Raw genomic sequence first — 14,528 nt, 5'->3', positions numbered from 1 at the left:
CTGCCGGTAAAGGACCCGGCCGGTAACAGCGTCGATGACGTGCAGATAGCCGTCCCGGACCGACAGGGTCTGCCAGGCCAGCCGGGCACCACCACGGGTAGCGAACGCGACCAGCCTGGTCGGCTCACTCGCCCGCGGCGCGGCCTTCACCCCGGCATCACGCGCGGCGGCCTCCCGAGCCTGCGCAGCACTCAGCCTCGCCGCACCCAACGACGCCGGCAGCGACGCGGCCGGCGACCCGGTGACCTGGATGAGCTGCCCACTCCTGGTCACATCGGCCTTGACACCGTTACCGAAGACCGGCACCTCACCCACCATCTGCACAAAACTGAGATGATGCGTACCGTCAACATCGACGTAATCCTTACGCAACCTCAACGCCGACGTCTGACCAAAAACACCCGGATACGCGGCCAGATAACCAACGGCGACATCCCTGGCCGGCTTACCGCTCTCGCCAGTCAGGAAACCATCCAACCTCGCCACCCGACGAGCCGTCCCGGTCACCGGATCAATATCGACAATCCCCTGCACACCAAGACTCTCGTGCAGCTTGACGACCTCGGCCGGCTGACGCTTGGTACGCGAAGCGGTGAGCGTTTGCGCGTCGGGAGTCCGGGCATCGAAGTTCGCGCGCCGGTTCGGGCCCTGATGTTCGCGGACCGCGCCAGGATCCGGGGATGCGGACGCCGGGGCGGGCACGGCGCCGATGCCCAGGACCGCGGCGGCCGCGACCGCCACGGACCTTCGTACTCGAGCGGTTGTCATCGGTTGACTCCCTCATGCCGTACCAGCGGCATCTAATGTGGAAGGGTCGGCGCCCGCGAGGACGCGTAACGCACCAGACCGTAGGCGCCCGGAGGGTTGTTCAGGTTCGACGCCGGTCGCTGAACAACGAACGACGAACACCGCCACGCAGCGATCGTCATGGATTGGAGGCCCGGTGCCCCGACAGGAACGTCCGCTGGAATCCGAGGACACTCCCCTGCTGCGATTCGCCGGTGACCTGCGGCGGCTGCGCCGGCGAGCCGGGCAACCCTCCTACCGCGAGCTCGGCCGGCGGACGAACTACTCGGCCGCCGCGCTGTCCGAGGCGCTGTCCGGTCGCCGGCTGCCCAGCCTCGCCGTCACCGGCGCCATCGTCCGCGCCTGCCACGGCGACGTCGACGAATGGACCGGCCGATGGCGGCACCTGGCCGCCGCGCAGCCCGGCGCCGACGGTGACCGGCCGGCGCCCTACGTGGGCCTGGCCGCCTACCAGGTCGACGACGCCGACCGGTTCTTCGGCCGGGACGCGGTGACCGACACCCTGACGAGGCTGATCGGCGAACGCCCGTTCGTCGGCGTCTTCGGCTCCTCCGGCGCCGGCAAGTCGTCGCTGCTGAGGGCCGGACTGATCGCCCGTACCCCGCGCACACCGATCCTGATCACGCCGGGCACCGATCCGATCACCGAACTGGCCGTGGCCGTGGCCGACCGGGCCGACGAACCGGCCGACCGCGTGCACCACGACCTCACCGACAGTCCCGAGACCCTGCGGGGCTGGCTCGCCAAGGCCGCCGACGACGTACTGCTGGTGGTCGACCAGTTCGAAGAGGTGTTCACGCTCTGCGACGACGAGGCCCGCCGCTGGCTGATCCGCGCGTTGACCACCGCCGCGGGGCCGCACGCCCGGGTGGTGATCGGCGTACGTGCCGACTTCTACGGCCACTGCGCCGGCCATCCGGAGCTGGTCACCGCCCTGCACCGGGCCCAGGTGCTCCTCGGACCCATGTCGACCGAAGAACTGCGTGCGGCGATCACCGAACCGGCCGCGCGGGCCGGAGCGACGATCGAGACGGCCCTGGTGGCCCGGCTCATCTCGGACGTCGCCGGCCAGCCGGCCGCGCTGCCGCTGGTGTCACACACCCTCGCCGAGACCTGGCGCCGGCGCCGCGGCCTGGCCCTGACCCTGACCGGTTACGAGGATGTCGGCGGCATCGAACACGCACTCGCCCGGACCGCCGAGCACGCCTTCGAGCAGCTCAGCGGGGAAGACCGCGACGCCGCCCGGCTGCTGTTCCTGCGCCTGGTGGTGCCGGGCGACGGCACCGCGGACACCAAGCGGCGGGTCCGGCGTACCGACCTGAAGGTCACCGACGCCCTGCTCGACCGGCTCGCCGCCGACCGGCTGATCACCATCGACCGCGACAGCGTCGAGCTGACCCACGAGGCGCTGCTGCGGGCCTGGCCCCGGCTGGCCGGTTGGATCGCCCAGGACCGCGACGACCTGCGCGCACAGCACCGGCTGACCGAGGCCACGGCCATCTGGGAGGCGCACGATCGCGACCCCGACACCCTCTACCGTGGTGCCCGCCTCGAGCAGGCCGCCCAGCTCCGGGACCGGCTCAACCCGCGCGAATGCGAGTTCGTCGACGCCGGCCTGGCCGCCGGGCAGGCACGGGCGCGAGCCGACCAGCGCGTCACCCGGCGACTGCGCCGGCTCGCCGCCGGACTCGCCGCCCTGGTCCTGCTGGTGGCCGGCGCCGCGGTGGTGACGGCGGCCGCGCAGCATCGGGCCACACAGCAGCGCAACGACGCGCTGTCCCTGCGCGCGTCCGACGCCGCCCGGGACATGATCGCCGGCCGGCCCCGGGAGGCCGCGGCCCTGGCTCTGGCCGCGTACCGCCTCACACCCACCACCGAGACCCGGGACGTGCTGGTGCTCGCGCACGCCGCCGTCGGCGCCACCATGCTGGGTCGCGGATACATGGATCCGCCGGGCCTGCGGTACGCGGTCACCTGGAGCAACAAGCCCGGACTACAGCTCTGGCGGCGGGCCGGTGCGACGTGGCGACCGGCCGGCGTCCTGCCCGACGACGACACCCACCTGCACCAGAGCAGTCTCGACGAGCGGCGCGCGATCTACCGGGCCGAGTACGACCACTCCGTCCTCTGGGACCTGACCGACCTCGATCGTCCCCGCCGGATCGGCTTCCCCGCCGACCTGGGCCTGCTGGACGGCATGGACCGGACCGGGTCACTGCTCAGCGGTCTCGGCCCCGACAAGACCGCCCGCGTGTGGCGGGTCGGGGAACGGTCCGTTCACCGGATCCCGGCCGGTGACGTCGTCGGCACGGCCGTGCTCACCGACGGGTCCGGCATCGTGCTCAGCCGGCGCGACGGCGACCAGGACCGCATCGAACAGTGGAGCCCCGACGGCCGCCGCGTCGCCACCCTGCTGCGGGTTCCGCACCCGGCGATCGTCCAGTCCGGGCCGGCCGGACTGATCATCGTCACCTCGTACCCGCGCGCCGTCAGCATGACGGTCATGGAGCTGAGCCGGGCCCGTGCTCCCCGGGTCGTGGTCCGGGCCGATGGCCTGGACGAGACGTCGGTACCCGCCATCGACGCCGCCGGACGAACCGTCGCCGTCGTCGACACCGCCGAGGCCCGGATCTGGGACGCGGTCACCGGTACGAAGGTGTTCTCGGTGCACACCCAGGGCCTGCGCCTGGGCTCACCCCGGCTGGCCGGCACCCAACTGTCGGTGCTGGACGGGAAGTCGGCGCTGTGGCGCCTCGACGCCGACCTGAACACCGTGATCGCCCAGATCTGCGCCCGGCCGGCGGCGGTCGACTGGGATCACTACTTCCCCGGTGCGGCCCGTCCCCGGCTGTGCCCCTGACCCGCCCGGGTCAGCGGTCACCGGCGGCGGTGACGGGTCCGTTCGGGTGCGGCGCGGTCGGGTACGCCGTGTCCGGGCGCCGACAGGAACACGGTGGCGGCGGGCCGGCTGGTGACCGGGGTCTCTTCTTGCTCGGGCTGATCCGGTTTCTCGGGCTGATCCGGCTCGTGGACACCGCGGTGCAGCTCCTCGGCCTTTTCCCGCATCTGACCCAGCGTGAGCCGGTCGTGTTCGCCGCTCAGGTCGACCTCGATGCGGCAGAAACTGTCGCAGGGATACTCCACGACGAACATCGCCTGGGAGCCGCCGGTCACCACAGGCCGGCACCGTCAAGAGAACTTCGCATCGGGTAATCGTAGTCGTGGGCCCGCGCCGGGTCGCACACCGCGCTGCGTGACGGGCAGAAAGCCGAACGGCGGCCCGCTGAACCAGTCGAGCCGCCGTTCGCCGCATGAGGTGGAAATCGAGCGATGCTCTCCGCGGACCCGGCGCACCGAGATGATCCGCCTGAAGAATTTCGTGAAATCCATCGGAAACGCTTGTCGAAATCGATGTTCGACTGGGTCAACGTAGCACGTCCGCGCCGGTCGACCCTGATCCGTGAGGGGCGTGGGTCGTGTCCCGGGAGCATCCGTGCTAGAGTCTTCCCCGTTGCAGTTTTGATTTCCTAAGACGTTTCCGGCGCCTGACGGGCATCTCAGCCCATCAGGCGTTTTTCGTTTCGGCGGGGATTGCGTTTCCGGTTTATCGAACCCGCGGCACGAGTCTCCGCACGGTGCGGAAACTCAACAGTCGGCTAGGAGATATTTGTGGTTTCCGGAACTGTGAAGTGGTTCAACGGTGACAAGGGCTTCGGCTTCATCACCCCTGACGGTGGTGGCGCCGACGTGTTCGCGCACTTCTCGGCGATCTCGGCCTCTGGCTTCCGCTCCCTGGAGGAGAACCAGCGTGTCGAGTTCGAGGTGAGCCAGGGCGCCAAGGGCCCGCAGGCGGAGAACATCCGCGCGCTCTGATCGAGCAGCCCGGTGACCCACCTCCGTGGGTGACCGGGTGTGGCGGCGGCCGGCCGCTCCGGTAGAGATCCGTTTCACACGTGATCTCCCGGGGCTGGTCGGCCGTCTCCTTTTCGGTGGCGGCCAGCCCGGCCGCCCGCCGACGTCCGGGCCGGGTTCAGATGGCCAGCCCGGCCGCCGATTTCCGGGCCGGGTTCAGACGGCCCGCCCGGCCGCCCGCCGACATCCGGGCCGGATTCAGACGGCGAGCCCGGCGGCCCGGCCGCCGATTTCCGGGCCGGGGTCGCCGCGACGGGTGGCCCGCGCCCTCACCGCCCGGCGCAGTGCGACGGCGCTGATCAGGAGTGCGACCAGCGCGGCGACGAAGTCGGCCAGCACGTAATTTTGCACGTTCTTGAAGACGCCGTCGACCGCCTCGATGACCAGGCCCACGGCGGCCAGACCGAACAACCCCGCGAACACCCGGCCGGTGGCGACCGGCGACGGCATCCAGCGCCCGGCTCCGCGCCGCCACACCAGCAGTGTGATGAGCAACGCCGCACCGAGGCCGGTCAGCACCAGGTCCGGGTGGGCGATCGGACCGGCGAACTCGGCCACACTGTTGTCGACGCCGGGGAAGAAGACCATGAAGTCGGGCCGGTAGACCCGTACGCAGTCGTCCACGCCCGCCGGATAGCCGACGAACCCGCACATGGGGTCGGCCCCGAACCGGTCCGTCGCGATCAGGAGCCTCGTCCAGGGCCAGCTCAGCAGCCGGACGAGAACTCCGCTGAGCCCGTACCAGATCAGAGCCGTGCCGATCAGGGCCCAGGCCGCGATGGCCAGCCGGGGCAGCACGGCCCGCACCGCACCGCGCGCCGGCACGCCGCCGGCGACGACGGCCGCCGAACCGAAGCGGTCGACCGCCTCCCGCTCGGCCGCCTCGGCGTCGAGGCCGCGGGCCCGCCCCTCGGCGGCGGCCTCGGTGAGATGCTCCTCGGCTTCGGTCAGCAGCCGCCGCCCGTCCGCGCCGGTGCCGGCCAGCAGGTCGAACATCTCGTCGAGGTAGCGATCGACGGGCCCCGGGGCGCTCACGCGACGCCCCCGGCCGTCATCGGGCCGATGACCGCCTGGACACCCGTGACGAAGCCGCGCCACTCCCGCTTCTTTGCCACCTGGGCCCGGTGGCCGTCAGTGGTCAGCTGATAGACGCGACGCCGGCGCGGCGCCGTCTCGTCCCATCGGCTGGCGACCAGACCGGCGCGCTCCAGGCGCTGCAGGGCCGGATAGACGGTCCCTTCCGGAAGATCGAACGCGCCGTCCGACCGGTCGCGCAGGGCGGCGATCACGGCGTAACCGTGCACCGGGCCGGCGTCGTCCAGCACCGACAACAGAAGCAGGTCGAGATGACCACGAACATCCATGCCCAGAGAAACTAGGCATAGGCAGACTAGGTGTCAAGGTCAGCGCGAAGGGATGAGGTGGCGTAGGCCAGACTGGATCGGGTACAAAGCCTCCATGGATCTGCGGTTGGCCTTCTCCCACGGCGCCGACTGCGCGGCCCTGCGAAGCCGGGCCCGGGACGCTCTCGGCCACTCGGCCGGCCCGGAACTGGTCGACGACGCCCTGCTGGTGATCACCGAGCTGGTCGAGAACGTGGTGCAGCACACCGGCAACGGCGGGGAGCTGACCGTACGCCGCCGCGACGGCGCCCTGCGGATCGAGGTCGCCGACACCAGCCCGCACCAACCCCAGGTCTACGGGCCCGACCCGCGGCGGATCCGCGGCCGGGGACTGATGGTCGTGGCCGCGGTCAGCCGCGAGTGGGGCACCCGCGCCCACGACGACGGCAAGGTCGTCTGGGCCGACCTCCCCCTCGCCGGCCTCCCCGGGCCCGCACGCGCGCCGGATGCGATCCGGTAGCAACCTGGGCTCATCTTTCCGGCGACCCGGTCGAACGGAGGTGAGAGCAGGCGTGGGAGGGCGAAGTGGCGACAACCAGCGAGCTTCGGAAAGCGGCCCGGGTGACGATGGCGTCGGCCGCCTCCCATCAGGCCGACGGCGCGGCCGCGGTCGGTGAGCTCGCCGAGCGTCTCGGCGATCAGGCCGACCTGTACGCCGTCTTCGTCGCGCCCGGTTACGACCTCGACGTCGTCGGACGGCGCCTGCGGCATCATTTCGGCGATCGGGTCATCGGCTGCACCAGTTCCGGCAACGTCGGAGCGCACGGCTACGACCGGAACGGGATCTGCGCTGTCGCGCTGACCGGTGGCGGCATCACGACCCGGACGGTCGTCGTGAACCCACTGAGCGACCCGGTCGCGGCCGTCGAGAACGCCGGCGCCCGGCTGGCCGCCGTCCGCGCCGAGCTCGGCGACCGCGACAAGTTCGCGATCCTGCTGGCCGACGGGCTCACCGGCAGCGAGGACGAGCTGGCCGCCACGCTCATGGCGATGCTGGGTGACGTCCCGATCATCGGCGGGTCGGCCGGCGACGGGCTGCAGTTCCGCCGGACCGCCGTCTACCACGACGGGGTCTTCGGTGACGACCGGGCGACGGTGACGCTGGTGGCCGCCGAGGCTCCGTTCCGCCTGCTCCGCCTGCAACACCACCTGGCCACCGACACCGTGCTGGTGGCCACCGACGTCGATCCGGGCGAACGGATCGTCCGGACGCTCAACGGGCAGACCGCCGTCGAGGCGTACGCCGAAGCGGTCGGGGTGGGTCGCGACCAGATGACGCCCGTGGTCTTCTCCCAGCACCCTCTGCTGCTGGCCGCCGGCGGTGCCAGCTGGGTGCGCAGCATCGCCGAGGTACGCGACGACGGCGCCCTGCGGATGTTCGCCCGCGTCGACCTGGGCGACGTGCTTCGGCTGGGCCGGTCGACCGGGATGGTGGAACGGCTCCAGGAGGGCATCGCCGAGGTACGCGACGACCTGGGCTCGCTGAGCGGCATGCTGGTCTTCGACTGCATCCTGCGACGCCTCGAGTCCGAGGAGCACGGCCTCTCCGAGCGCGTCGGACAGGTTCTCGCCGCCTGCGGAGCGGCCGGCTTCAGCACCTACGGCGAGCAGTTCAACGGCATGCACATGAATCAGACGCTGGTCGCCGTAGCGTTCGGCTGACCTGGTCCGGGAGGCGGCATGGTGGACACGCTGAGCGCTGTCGACGACGGCGAGCAGACGATCGAGGATTTGCGCCGTACGGTCGATCGCCAGCGCCGGACCATCGATGCGCTGGTCATCGCGGCCGAGCGGCGTACGTCGGCCGAACCGGACAGCGCGGCCCTGGCCACCTGGCAACGCAACCTCACGTTGCAACGCCGGCTGGCCGAGCGCACCGAGCGGATCCGCGCGGCCGAGCAGGTCCTGCGGGCGGTGATCGACTCGATCGACGCGGGTCTGTGCATCCTCGACGACGCGGGCCGCATCATCGACACCAACCAGGTGTGGAGCGCGATGGTCGCGCGCGCCGGCGACCTGGCCGGCGACGGGTGCTTCTTCTCGCTGGCCGCGCAACACGGCGACGGCCTCGGCGCTCTGCTGAACGGGGCGGGGGTCGCGGTCCGGCAGGTGCTGGCCGGGCAGAAGGTCGTTCCGGCGGTGGCACATCGGGTCGAGACCCGCGACGGCCCGAGGTGGTGGCGCCTGCGGGTGGATCCGGTGCTGCGGCACGGCGCGGCCCGCGCGGTGCTCAGCCTCACCGACGAGACCCATGCCATCCGTACGCAGGACGAACTACGCCAGACCACCCGGGAAGCCTCGCGTCTCGCCCTGGTCGCCCGGCACATGGACGACGGCGTGGTGATCACCGACGAGGACGGCCGGATCGAGTGGGTGAACGACGCCTTCACCGAGCTGACCGGGTACACCCCCGAGGAGGCGGTCGGCCGGATCCGCACCGACCTGTTCGGCATCGACCACATCCCGGCGTTCGACGCCACCGCGCTGAGCGCCAAGGGCTCGATGGTCCTGCCCGAGTTCGAGAGCCGTACCAAGGACGGACGCCGCTGCTGGTTGCGCGTGGAGCTCTACCGGGTCACCGACGACGACGGCGTGGTGCGCCTGGTCGGCGTGGAACGGGACGTGACCGCACGCGTCAAGGCGGAACGGGCCCGGCTGGCGGCCAAGGCCCGCGCCGAGGCTCTCGCGCACGAGCTGTCGGTCGAGAAGGCCGTGCTCACCGGCGTCATCTCGGCCATTCCGCAGTTCATCTACTGGAAGGACGCGAACGGCCGCTACCTCGGTCACAACGCCGCGTTCCTCGCCATCCGCGGGCTCGCCGCCGACGCGGAACTGGCCTGGAAACCGGAGGACGAGATCAACGTCGTCGACGATCTGACGCCGATTCTGGGCTCGCTCGAGGAGCGGGTACGCGACAACGGTGACCCGGTGGTCGACCACCACGTGAGCGTGAACGGCCCGGACGGCACGCCCCGCAGCTTCCTGCTCAGCGTGCTGCCGCAACCCGAGGCCGCCGGGGTCATCGGCATCGGCGCCGACGTCACCCGCATCGGGGAACTGGAACGCCAGCTCAACCAGGCCAACCGCCTGGAGGCGATCGGACAGCTCGCGGCCGGCATCGCGCACGAGATCAACACGCCGATCCAGTTCATCTCCGACAACACCCGGTTCATCGAACAGTCCTTCGCCGACCTGCTCACTCTGGTCACCGCCGTGCAGCAGCGGTTCGGCGACACCGACGACGAACTCGCCGGGCTGCTGCGCGAGATCGACGCCGACTTCCTGCTCGACGAGGTGCCCAAGGGGCTGGCCGAATCGCTCGAGGGCCTGGAACGGGTGGCCCAAATCGTCCGGGCGATGAAGGACTTCTCGCATCCCGGGCAGGGCCGCAGCGACGTCGACATCAACCGTGCCGTCGAGAGCACTGCCCACGTCGCCCGCAACGAGTGGAAGTACCACGCCGAGCTGAGCCTGGACCTGGGCGGCGACGTCGGCCTGGTGCCCTGCTACGAGGGCGAACTCAAGCAGGTTGTGCTCAACCTCATCGTCAACGCCGCCCACGCCATCGAGGCGGCCGGGCCGCGCGACGAGGGCGGCCTGGGGCACATCCGGATCCGGACGACCCGGGGGCCGGACACGGTCGAGATCGCCGTCAGCGACGACGGAACCGGCATGGACGAGGCCACCCAGCAGCGGATCTTCGACCCGTTCTTCACCACCAAGGAGGTGGGCAAGGGTACGGGCCAGGGCCTGAGCATGGCCTACTCGAGCATCGTGCAGAAGCACGGCGGCGCGATCAAGGTCGACTCGGCTCCGGGTGCCGGGACCACGTTCAGCGTCTGTCTGCCGCTACGGGCCGACGACGAAGCCGGGTGAAGGGCCGCTGAACCCGGCCTCGTGGCGATAGTTTGGCGGGGTTGCGTCATATTTGCCAGGAAGGTGACCAGGGATGGTCCTACCGCGTGTGCTGTTCGTCGACGACGAGCCGAACCTGCTCAACGGGCTGCGCCGACAGCTGCGCCGCGACTTCGAGGTGGTCACCGCGGTCGGGGCGGCCAATGGGCTGTTCTGCCTCGGCAAGGAAGACCCCTTCGAGGTCATCGTCTCGGACTTCCTCATGCCCGGCATCAACGGCGCCGAGTTCCTGGCCGCCGTCCGCAAGGCGGCACCCGACGCCACCCGGATGCTGCTGACCGGGCACACCAACCTCTCGGACGCGGCGACCACGGTCAACCAGGGTGGCATCTTCCGCATGCTGCTCAAGCCGGTCGATCAGGAGACCATGACCGGCGCCCTGCGCGACTGCGTGCAGCAGCACCGCCTGCTCCTCAGCGAGCGGCAACTGCTGGAGCAGACCTTGCACGGCAGCGTCAACGCGCTGATCGACGTGCTGGCGCTGGCGAACCCGGCGGCGTTCGCGACCGCCACGCGGATGCGCCGGACCGCCGCCGCGGTGCTCGACACCATCGACGTGCCGGACCGCTGGGCGGTCGAACTGGCCGTGATGATGTCGCAGCTGGGCGCCGTCTCCCTGCCGCCCGCGGTGGTGGCCAAGCTCGGCGCCGGCGAACCGCTCGCGACCGGCGAGCAACGCATGGTCGACGAGGTGCCCGCGGTCGCCGAACGACTGATCGCCGCCATCCCGAGGCTCGACGGGGTCACCGCCGCCGTGCGGTATTCCCGGACCAACTGGGACGGCTCCGGACCTCCCGGTGACGGTCCGGCCAGGGAGGATCTGCCCCTCGGCGCCCGGCTGCTGCATGTCGTCCACGAGTACGACGCCCTGGTCTGCTCGGGCTCGCCGGCCAACGTCGCCCTGCTGACATTGCGGTCCCGGGCCGGACACTACGACCCGGCGCTGCTCGACGCGCTGGACGCCGCGGTCCGGGACGACTCCGCCACCGAGGTGCTGTCGGTCGGGCTGGCCGAGTTGGGCACCGGCATGGTGCTGGCCGCCCCGGTGTGCAACCGCACCGGCACCCGTCTGGTCAGCGCCGGCCAGGAGGTGACGGTGAGCCTGCTGAGCCGGCTGCGCAACTTCGCCGAGCTCGATGAGGGGGTCGCCGAGCCGCTGATGGTGTACCCGGCAGGCGCCCACGTCACTGCCGGAGGGTAGCCCGCCAGCGTTCGATCACCTCCCGGTCCGGGCCGGCGAGCGAGTCCGGGCCGGCGGGCGAGTCCGGGCCGGCGGGCGAGTCCGGGCCGGCATTGTCGCCGGCGGCTCCGCACACGCTGCCGAACTGGGCCTCGACCACCCGATGGGCGAGCACGACGGCCGACACCGCGTCGCCGACCGGCCCGCGGGCGGCGTTCGCGTGACCGGCCACCGCGTCCACCACCGCGACGGGCAGCCCCCACAGGGCGAGAAGGTTGGCGCCGGCATCGCTGTGGCAGGTGCCCAGGGCGGCTCGTTCCGCGTCGTCGAGCAGGAACGGCGTGCTCCGCCGCGTACCCTCGGCCTCGCTGTTGAACTCCAGCACCCGTGCGTAATCCTCCCGGCGGGAACTGGCCAGCACCAGCTGACCGACCTCGTGCAGCAGACCCGCCGTGAACGCCTCGTCCCGCCATGCGGCGCCGCCGGCGAGCTGGCGCGCCAGCTGGGACGTGTGCACCGAGTGCTCCGTGAGCCGCTGGATCCAGTCGTGCGGCAGCACCCCGTCGGGATCGAAGCTGCGCACGACGTCGTGCATCAGGACCAGCCCCCGTACGGTCTGGGTGCCCAGCAGGGCGACAGCCTGCACGACGTCCGACACCTTCCCGCCGACCATCGAGGCCGACGAGTTGACCAGGTGCAACACCTTGGCGGCGGCCGCCGGGTCCTGTTCGATGACGGCGCCGATCGACTCGGCCGAGGCGTCCTCCGCGTTGAGCGCCGCGATCAGCTCGGCCACCAGACCCGGAGCGCTGGGCAGCGAGCTGACCATGGAGACGTCCCGGCGCGCCGAGTCGTCCCCGGACGCGCTCTGCGCGGTGATCAGCCGCTCGACGGTCTGCACCAGATCGTCGCGGGCGGCCGGCTTGGTCAGGAACTGGTGCGCCAGCGCGATGACCCGCAACACGTCCTTCTCGCTGGTCTGACCGGACAGGATCACCCGCGCGGTGGCCGGGTACAGCGACTGCACCCGGCTCAGCAATTCCCCGCCGTCCATGCCCGGCATGCGGAAGTCGGAGACCACCACGTTGCAGCGCCGGGTCTCCATCACGGCCAGGGCCTCGGCCGCCCCGGCCGCGAACGACATGTCCCAGCGCGCGCTCTCCCGGCGCAACATCCGGCGCAGCCCGTCCAGAATGCGTGGCTCGTCGTCGACGAACACCACGTGCGGCTTCTCGCTCATGTCACTACCTCCAGCTCGGCCGACGGGCGCGCGGCCGGAACCGCCTCGCCGATCGGCAACCGCACGCTGAACACCGAGCCGGCACCCGCCTCGGTACGAAAGGTCAAGGACCCTTGATGCCGGTCCACCACCAGGCTGCGGGCCAGCGACAACCCCTGCCCGGTGCCCCGGCCGACCTCCTTGGTGGTGAAGAACGGGTCGAAGATCTTGTCCGACACCTCGGCCGGCACGCCGGTGCCGGTGTCGGCCACCTCGATGACCACCTCGTCACCCTCGCGGCAGGTCACCACCCGGATCGTGCCCCGGCCCCGGCCGGCCGCCTCGATGGCGTGCGCCGCGTTCACCACCAGGTTCAGGACCGTCTGGGCGATGTCACCGGCATGGCAGCTGACCAACGGCAGCTCGCCCAGCTCGGTCTCCACGTCGGCCACGTACCTGACCTCACCGGCGGCCACCACCAGCGTGTTGCCGACGATCTCGTTGATGTCCGCGGGCGCCTTGACCTCGGCGCCCGGGTGCCCGAACGCCTTCATCGCCCGGACGATCGCCGCGACCCGGTCGACACCCTCCAGCGTCTGCCGCACCGCCGCCGGCACCTCGGCCCGCAGGAAATCGATGTCGATCTCGGCCGACGGGGAATCGAGCACGGCGAGCAGCTCGGCGAAGGCGTCGTCGAGGAACCGGACGTTGTCCCCGATGAACTGGATCGGCGTGTTGATCTCGTGCGCGACACCGGCCGCGAGACGCCCCACCGATTCCAGCTTCTGCGCGTGGCGCAACTCCACCTCCAGCCGCCGGCGCTCGGAGATGTCCCGCGCGTTGAGGATCAGGCTGCGGGAGCCGTCGTTCTCGGTCACGTACTCGACGACGACCTCGTACTCGGTCCACGGCCCGTCCTCCGAGCCGCGCAGCCGGCAGGTGTGCACACCGCTCGGGCCGGGCGCCAGCACCGCGTCCACGTCGTCGGGGTGGATGAAGCCGCGCAGCTCCGCGCCGACGAGCCCGCCCGCCGCGCCACCCAGCAGCCGCTCAGCCGCCGGGTTGGCGAAACGGATCACGCCGGGCTCGCCGGCCAGGATCAGCGCGTCCGACGAGTTCTCGACCACGATGCTCAACCGGGACCGGCTCAGCAGCTGGTCGAGCGTCAGCGCGGTCTCGTCGGCCAGGGTCAGCATGGCCGCCGACAGGTCATCGTCCGGGCGGCGGTCCAGGGCCGCCAGGAGCAGCCCGAAGACCTCCCCGCGTACGACCAGCGGCGCCAGCAGCAGCCGATCGCAGGCCGGCATACCCACCAGGGTGGTGAAACGCACGGCCGGCGGGCCGACGATCGTCGCCGACCCGCCGGGGGCCAGCGCGGCCCCGATTCCGGGCCCGAAGTCGTCGATGTCCATCGAGCGGCCGAGTGCTTCCGGGCCGGCCGACCCGGCATGACCTATCACGCGTACGGCCCCGGAGGCGATGGTGGCCACGAGCGCCCCACGGACCGCCCGGTCCAGGCGGACCGCCGCGCCCGACGCCGACCGCGCGGCTTCCTGCCGGGTGGACACCGCGGCGAACGCCGCTCCGGCCGAGGCGACCACACTCTCCCGGGCCGCGGCCCGGTCGCGGGCGCGCAGACCGTGCGCCAGCGTGTGGTTGATGACCAGACCGATCAGCGCGGTGACGGCCAGCGAGACGGCGTTGGCCGGCTCCATCTTCCCGAACCCGGTGCCGGCGCAGATCACGGCGACGACCGCGACCGCCCCCGGCAGCACGCTGCGCAGGTTGCCGTACAGGGCCCGGAAGTTGATCCAGACGAAGAGCAGGCCGATCGTGATGCCGTAGCCCGAGGCGTGCGCCACCACGCCGACGCAGGGCGCCTCGACCAGCCAGGTCCACCCGGGGAAACCGCCACGCCGGTACCCCTGGACCAGCGAAGCCTCGACGACCAGGAGTGCGCCGGCGGCGACGGCCCAGGCGAGGTGGTCGCCCCGATTGATGCCGAAGACGCCGATCACCGACCAGATCAGGCAGAACAACAGAAACAGCAGTCGCACCTGCACCAACATCGGGCTGGTACGGGTTCTCTGCC

12 protein-coding genes and 1 pseudogene are annotated in these 14,528 nt (G+C 71.3%); 6 read left to right on the top strand and 7 right to left on the bottom strand.

The features are described 5' to 3' along the window. A pseudogene (locus ACGFIO_RS40540) lies at positions 1–741 on the bottom strand (hypothetical protein); the annotation flags it as partial. A 202-nt stretch (positions 742–943) separates the two neighbouring features. Here ACGFIO_RS40540 and ACGFIO_RS40535 point away from each other — a divergent pair. Continuing rightward, complete coding sequence (locus tag ACGFIO_RS40535) at positions 944–3,667, top strand: hypothetical protein (RefSeq protein ID WP_392835647.1); 2,724 nt, start codon at positions 944–946, stop codon at positions 3,665–3,667. A 17-nt stretch (positions 3,668–3,684) separates the two neighbouring features. Here the strand turns inward: ACGFIO_RS40535 and ACGFIO_RS40530 are convergent, their stop codons facing one another. Beyond that, the gene (locus ACGFIO_RS40530; RefSeq protein WP_392835645.1) at positions 3,685–3,981 is read right to left on the bottom strand and encodes a hypothetical protein; all 297 of its coding nucleotides are present in this window, start codon (positions 3,979–3,981) and stop codon (positions 3,685–3,687) included. Positions 3,982–3,996: 15 nt separating this feature from the next. Then, positions 3,997–4,197, bottom strand: a complete 201-nt coding sequence (locus tag ACGFIO_RS40525) for a hypothetical protein (RefSeq protein ID WP_392835643.1) — start codon at positions 4,195–4,197, stop codon at positions 3,997–3,999. A 279-nt stretch (positions 4,198–4,476) separates the two neighbouring features. Between ACGFIO_RS40525 and ACGFIO_RS40520 the strand changes: the two genes are divergently transcribed. After that, positions 4,477–4,680: a cold-shock protein gene (locus ACGFIO_RS40520; protein WP_392835641.1), complete on the top strand. Its 204-nt coding sequence runs from the start codon at positions 4,477–4,479 to the stop codon at positions 4,678–4,680. 237 nt (positions 4,681–4,917) lie between these two features. Here ACGFIO_RS40520 and ACGFIO_RS40515 read toward each other — a convergent pair whose 3' ends face one another. Together ACGFIO_RS40515 and ACGFIO_RS40510 are read right to left on the bottom strand one after the other, a co-directional pair. Then, positions 4,918–5,754 carry a hypothetical protein gene (locus tag ACGFIO_RS40515; RefSeq protein ID WP_392835639.1) on the bottom strand — a complete coding sequence of 279 codons (837 nt, stop codon included), beginning with the start codon at positions 5,752–5,754 and terminating at the stop codon, positions 4,918–4,920. Further along, on the bottom strand, positions 5,751–6,083 hold the full coding sequence (locus tag ACGFIO_RS40510) for a PadR family transcriptional regulator (RefSeq protein WP_392835637.1): 333 nt from the start codon (positions 6,081–6,083) through the stop codon (positions 5,751–5,753). Before ACGFIO_RS40510 ends, ACGFIO_RS40515 begins: the two co-directional genes overlap by 4 nt. A 94-nt stretch (positions 6,084–6,177) precedes the next feature. Between ACGFIO_RS40510 and ACGFIO_RS40505 the strand changes: the two genes are divergently transcribed. From ACGFIO_RS40505 to ACGFIO_RS40490, 4 genes are all read left to right on the top strand, one after another. After that, positions 6,178–6,582 (top strand): ATP-binding protein, encoded by a 405-nt coding sequence (locus tag ACGFIO_RS40505; RefSeq protein ID WP_392835635.1) that lies wholly within the window; start codon positions 6,178–6,180, stop codon positions 6,580–6,582. A 65-nt stretch (positions 6,583–6,647) separates the two neighbouring features. Beyond that, entirely contained in the window at positions 6,648–7,784 is a 1,137-nt protein-coding gene (locus ACGFIO_RS40500) for an FIST N-terminal domain-containing protein (protein ID WP_392835632.1), read from the top strand. A gap of 18 nt (positions 7,785–7,802) precedes the next feature. Then, a complete protein-coding gene (locus tag ACGFIO_RS40495; protein WP_392835631.1) occupies positions 7,803–9,998 on the top strand; it encodes a PAS domain S-box protein in 2,196 nt (731 codons plus the stop codon). 73 nt (positions 9,999–10,071) lie between these two features. Then, positions 10,072–11,238 carry an HD domain-containing phosphohydrolase gene (locus tag ACGFIO_RS40490; protein ID WP_392835628.1) on the top strand — a complete coding sequence of 389 codons (1,167 nt, stop codon included), beginning with the start codon at positions 10,072–10,074 and terminating at the stop codon, positions 11,236–11,238. Here ACGFIO_RS40490 and ACGFIO_RS40485 read toward each other — a convergent pair. After that, complete coding sequence (locus ACGFIO_RS40485) at positions 11,222–12,457, bottom strand: HDOD domain-containing protein (protein ID WP_392835626.1); 1,236 nt, start codon at positions 12,455–12,457, stop codon at positions 11,222–11,224. The genes ACGFIO_RS40490 and ACGFIO_RS40485 overlap by 17 nt on opposite strands. Beyond that, positions 12,454–14,493: a sensor histidine kinase gene (locus ACGFIO_RS40480; RefSeq protein WP_392835623.1), complete on the bottom strand. Its 2,040-nt coding sequence runs from the start codon at positions 14,491–14,493 to the stop codon at positions 12,454–12,456. Before ACGFIO_RS40480 ends, ACGFIO_RS40485 begins: the two co-directional genes overlap by 4 nt. Positions 14,494–14,528 lie beyond the last annotated feature (35 nt).

Origin of the sequence: Actinoplanes sp. NPDC049265, from assembly GCF_043197135.1 — a bacterium.
Classification (GTDB): Bacteria; Actinomycetota; Actinomycetes; order Mycobacteriales; family Micromonosporaceae; genus Actinoplanes.
Note: the sequence above shows the minus strand (reverse complement) of the source record. Positions and strands in the feature narration are given on the sequence as shown.

Bases quoted from the DNA above. Each gene is read 5' to 3' on its own strand.
- ACGFIO_RS40525 (WP_392835643.1), bottom strand. From the start codon at position 4,197: ATGGATTTCACGAAATTCTTCAGGCGGATCATCTCGGTGCGCCGGGTC.
- ACGFIO_RS40510 (WP_392835637.1), bottom strand. From the start codon at position 6,083: ATGGATGTTCGTGGTCATCTCGACCTGCTTCTGTTGTCGGTGCTGGAC.
- ACGFIO_RS40505 (WP_392835635.1), top strand. From the start codon at position 6,178: ATGGATCTGCGGTTGGCCTTCTCCCACGGCGCCGACTGCGCGGCCCTG.
- ACGFIO_RS40495 (WP_392835631.1), top strand. From the start codon at position 7,803: ATGGTGGACACGCTGAGCGCTGTCGACGACGGCGAGCAGACGATCGAG.
- ACGFIO_RS40490 (WP_392835628.1), top strand. From the start codon at position 10,072: ATGGTCCTACCGCGTGTGCTGTTCGTCGACGACGAGCCGAACCTGCTC.
- ACGFIO_RS40485 (WP_392835626.1), bottom strand. From the start codon at position 12,457: ATGAGCGAGAAGCCGCACGTGGTGTTCGTCGACGACGAGCCACGCATT.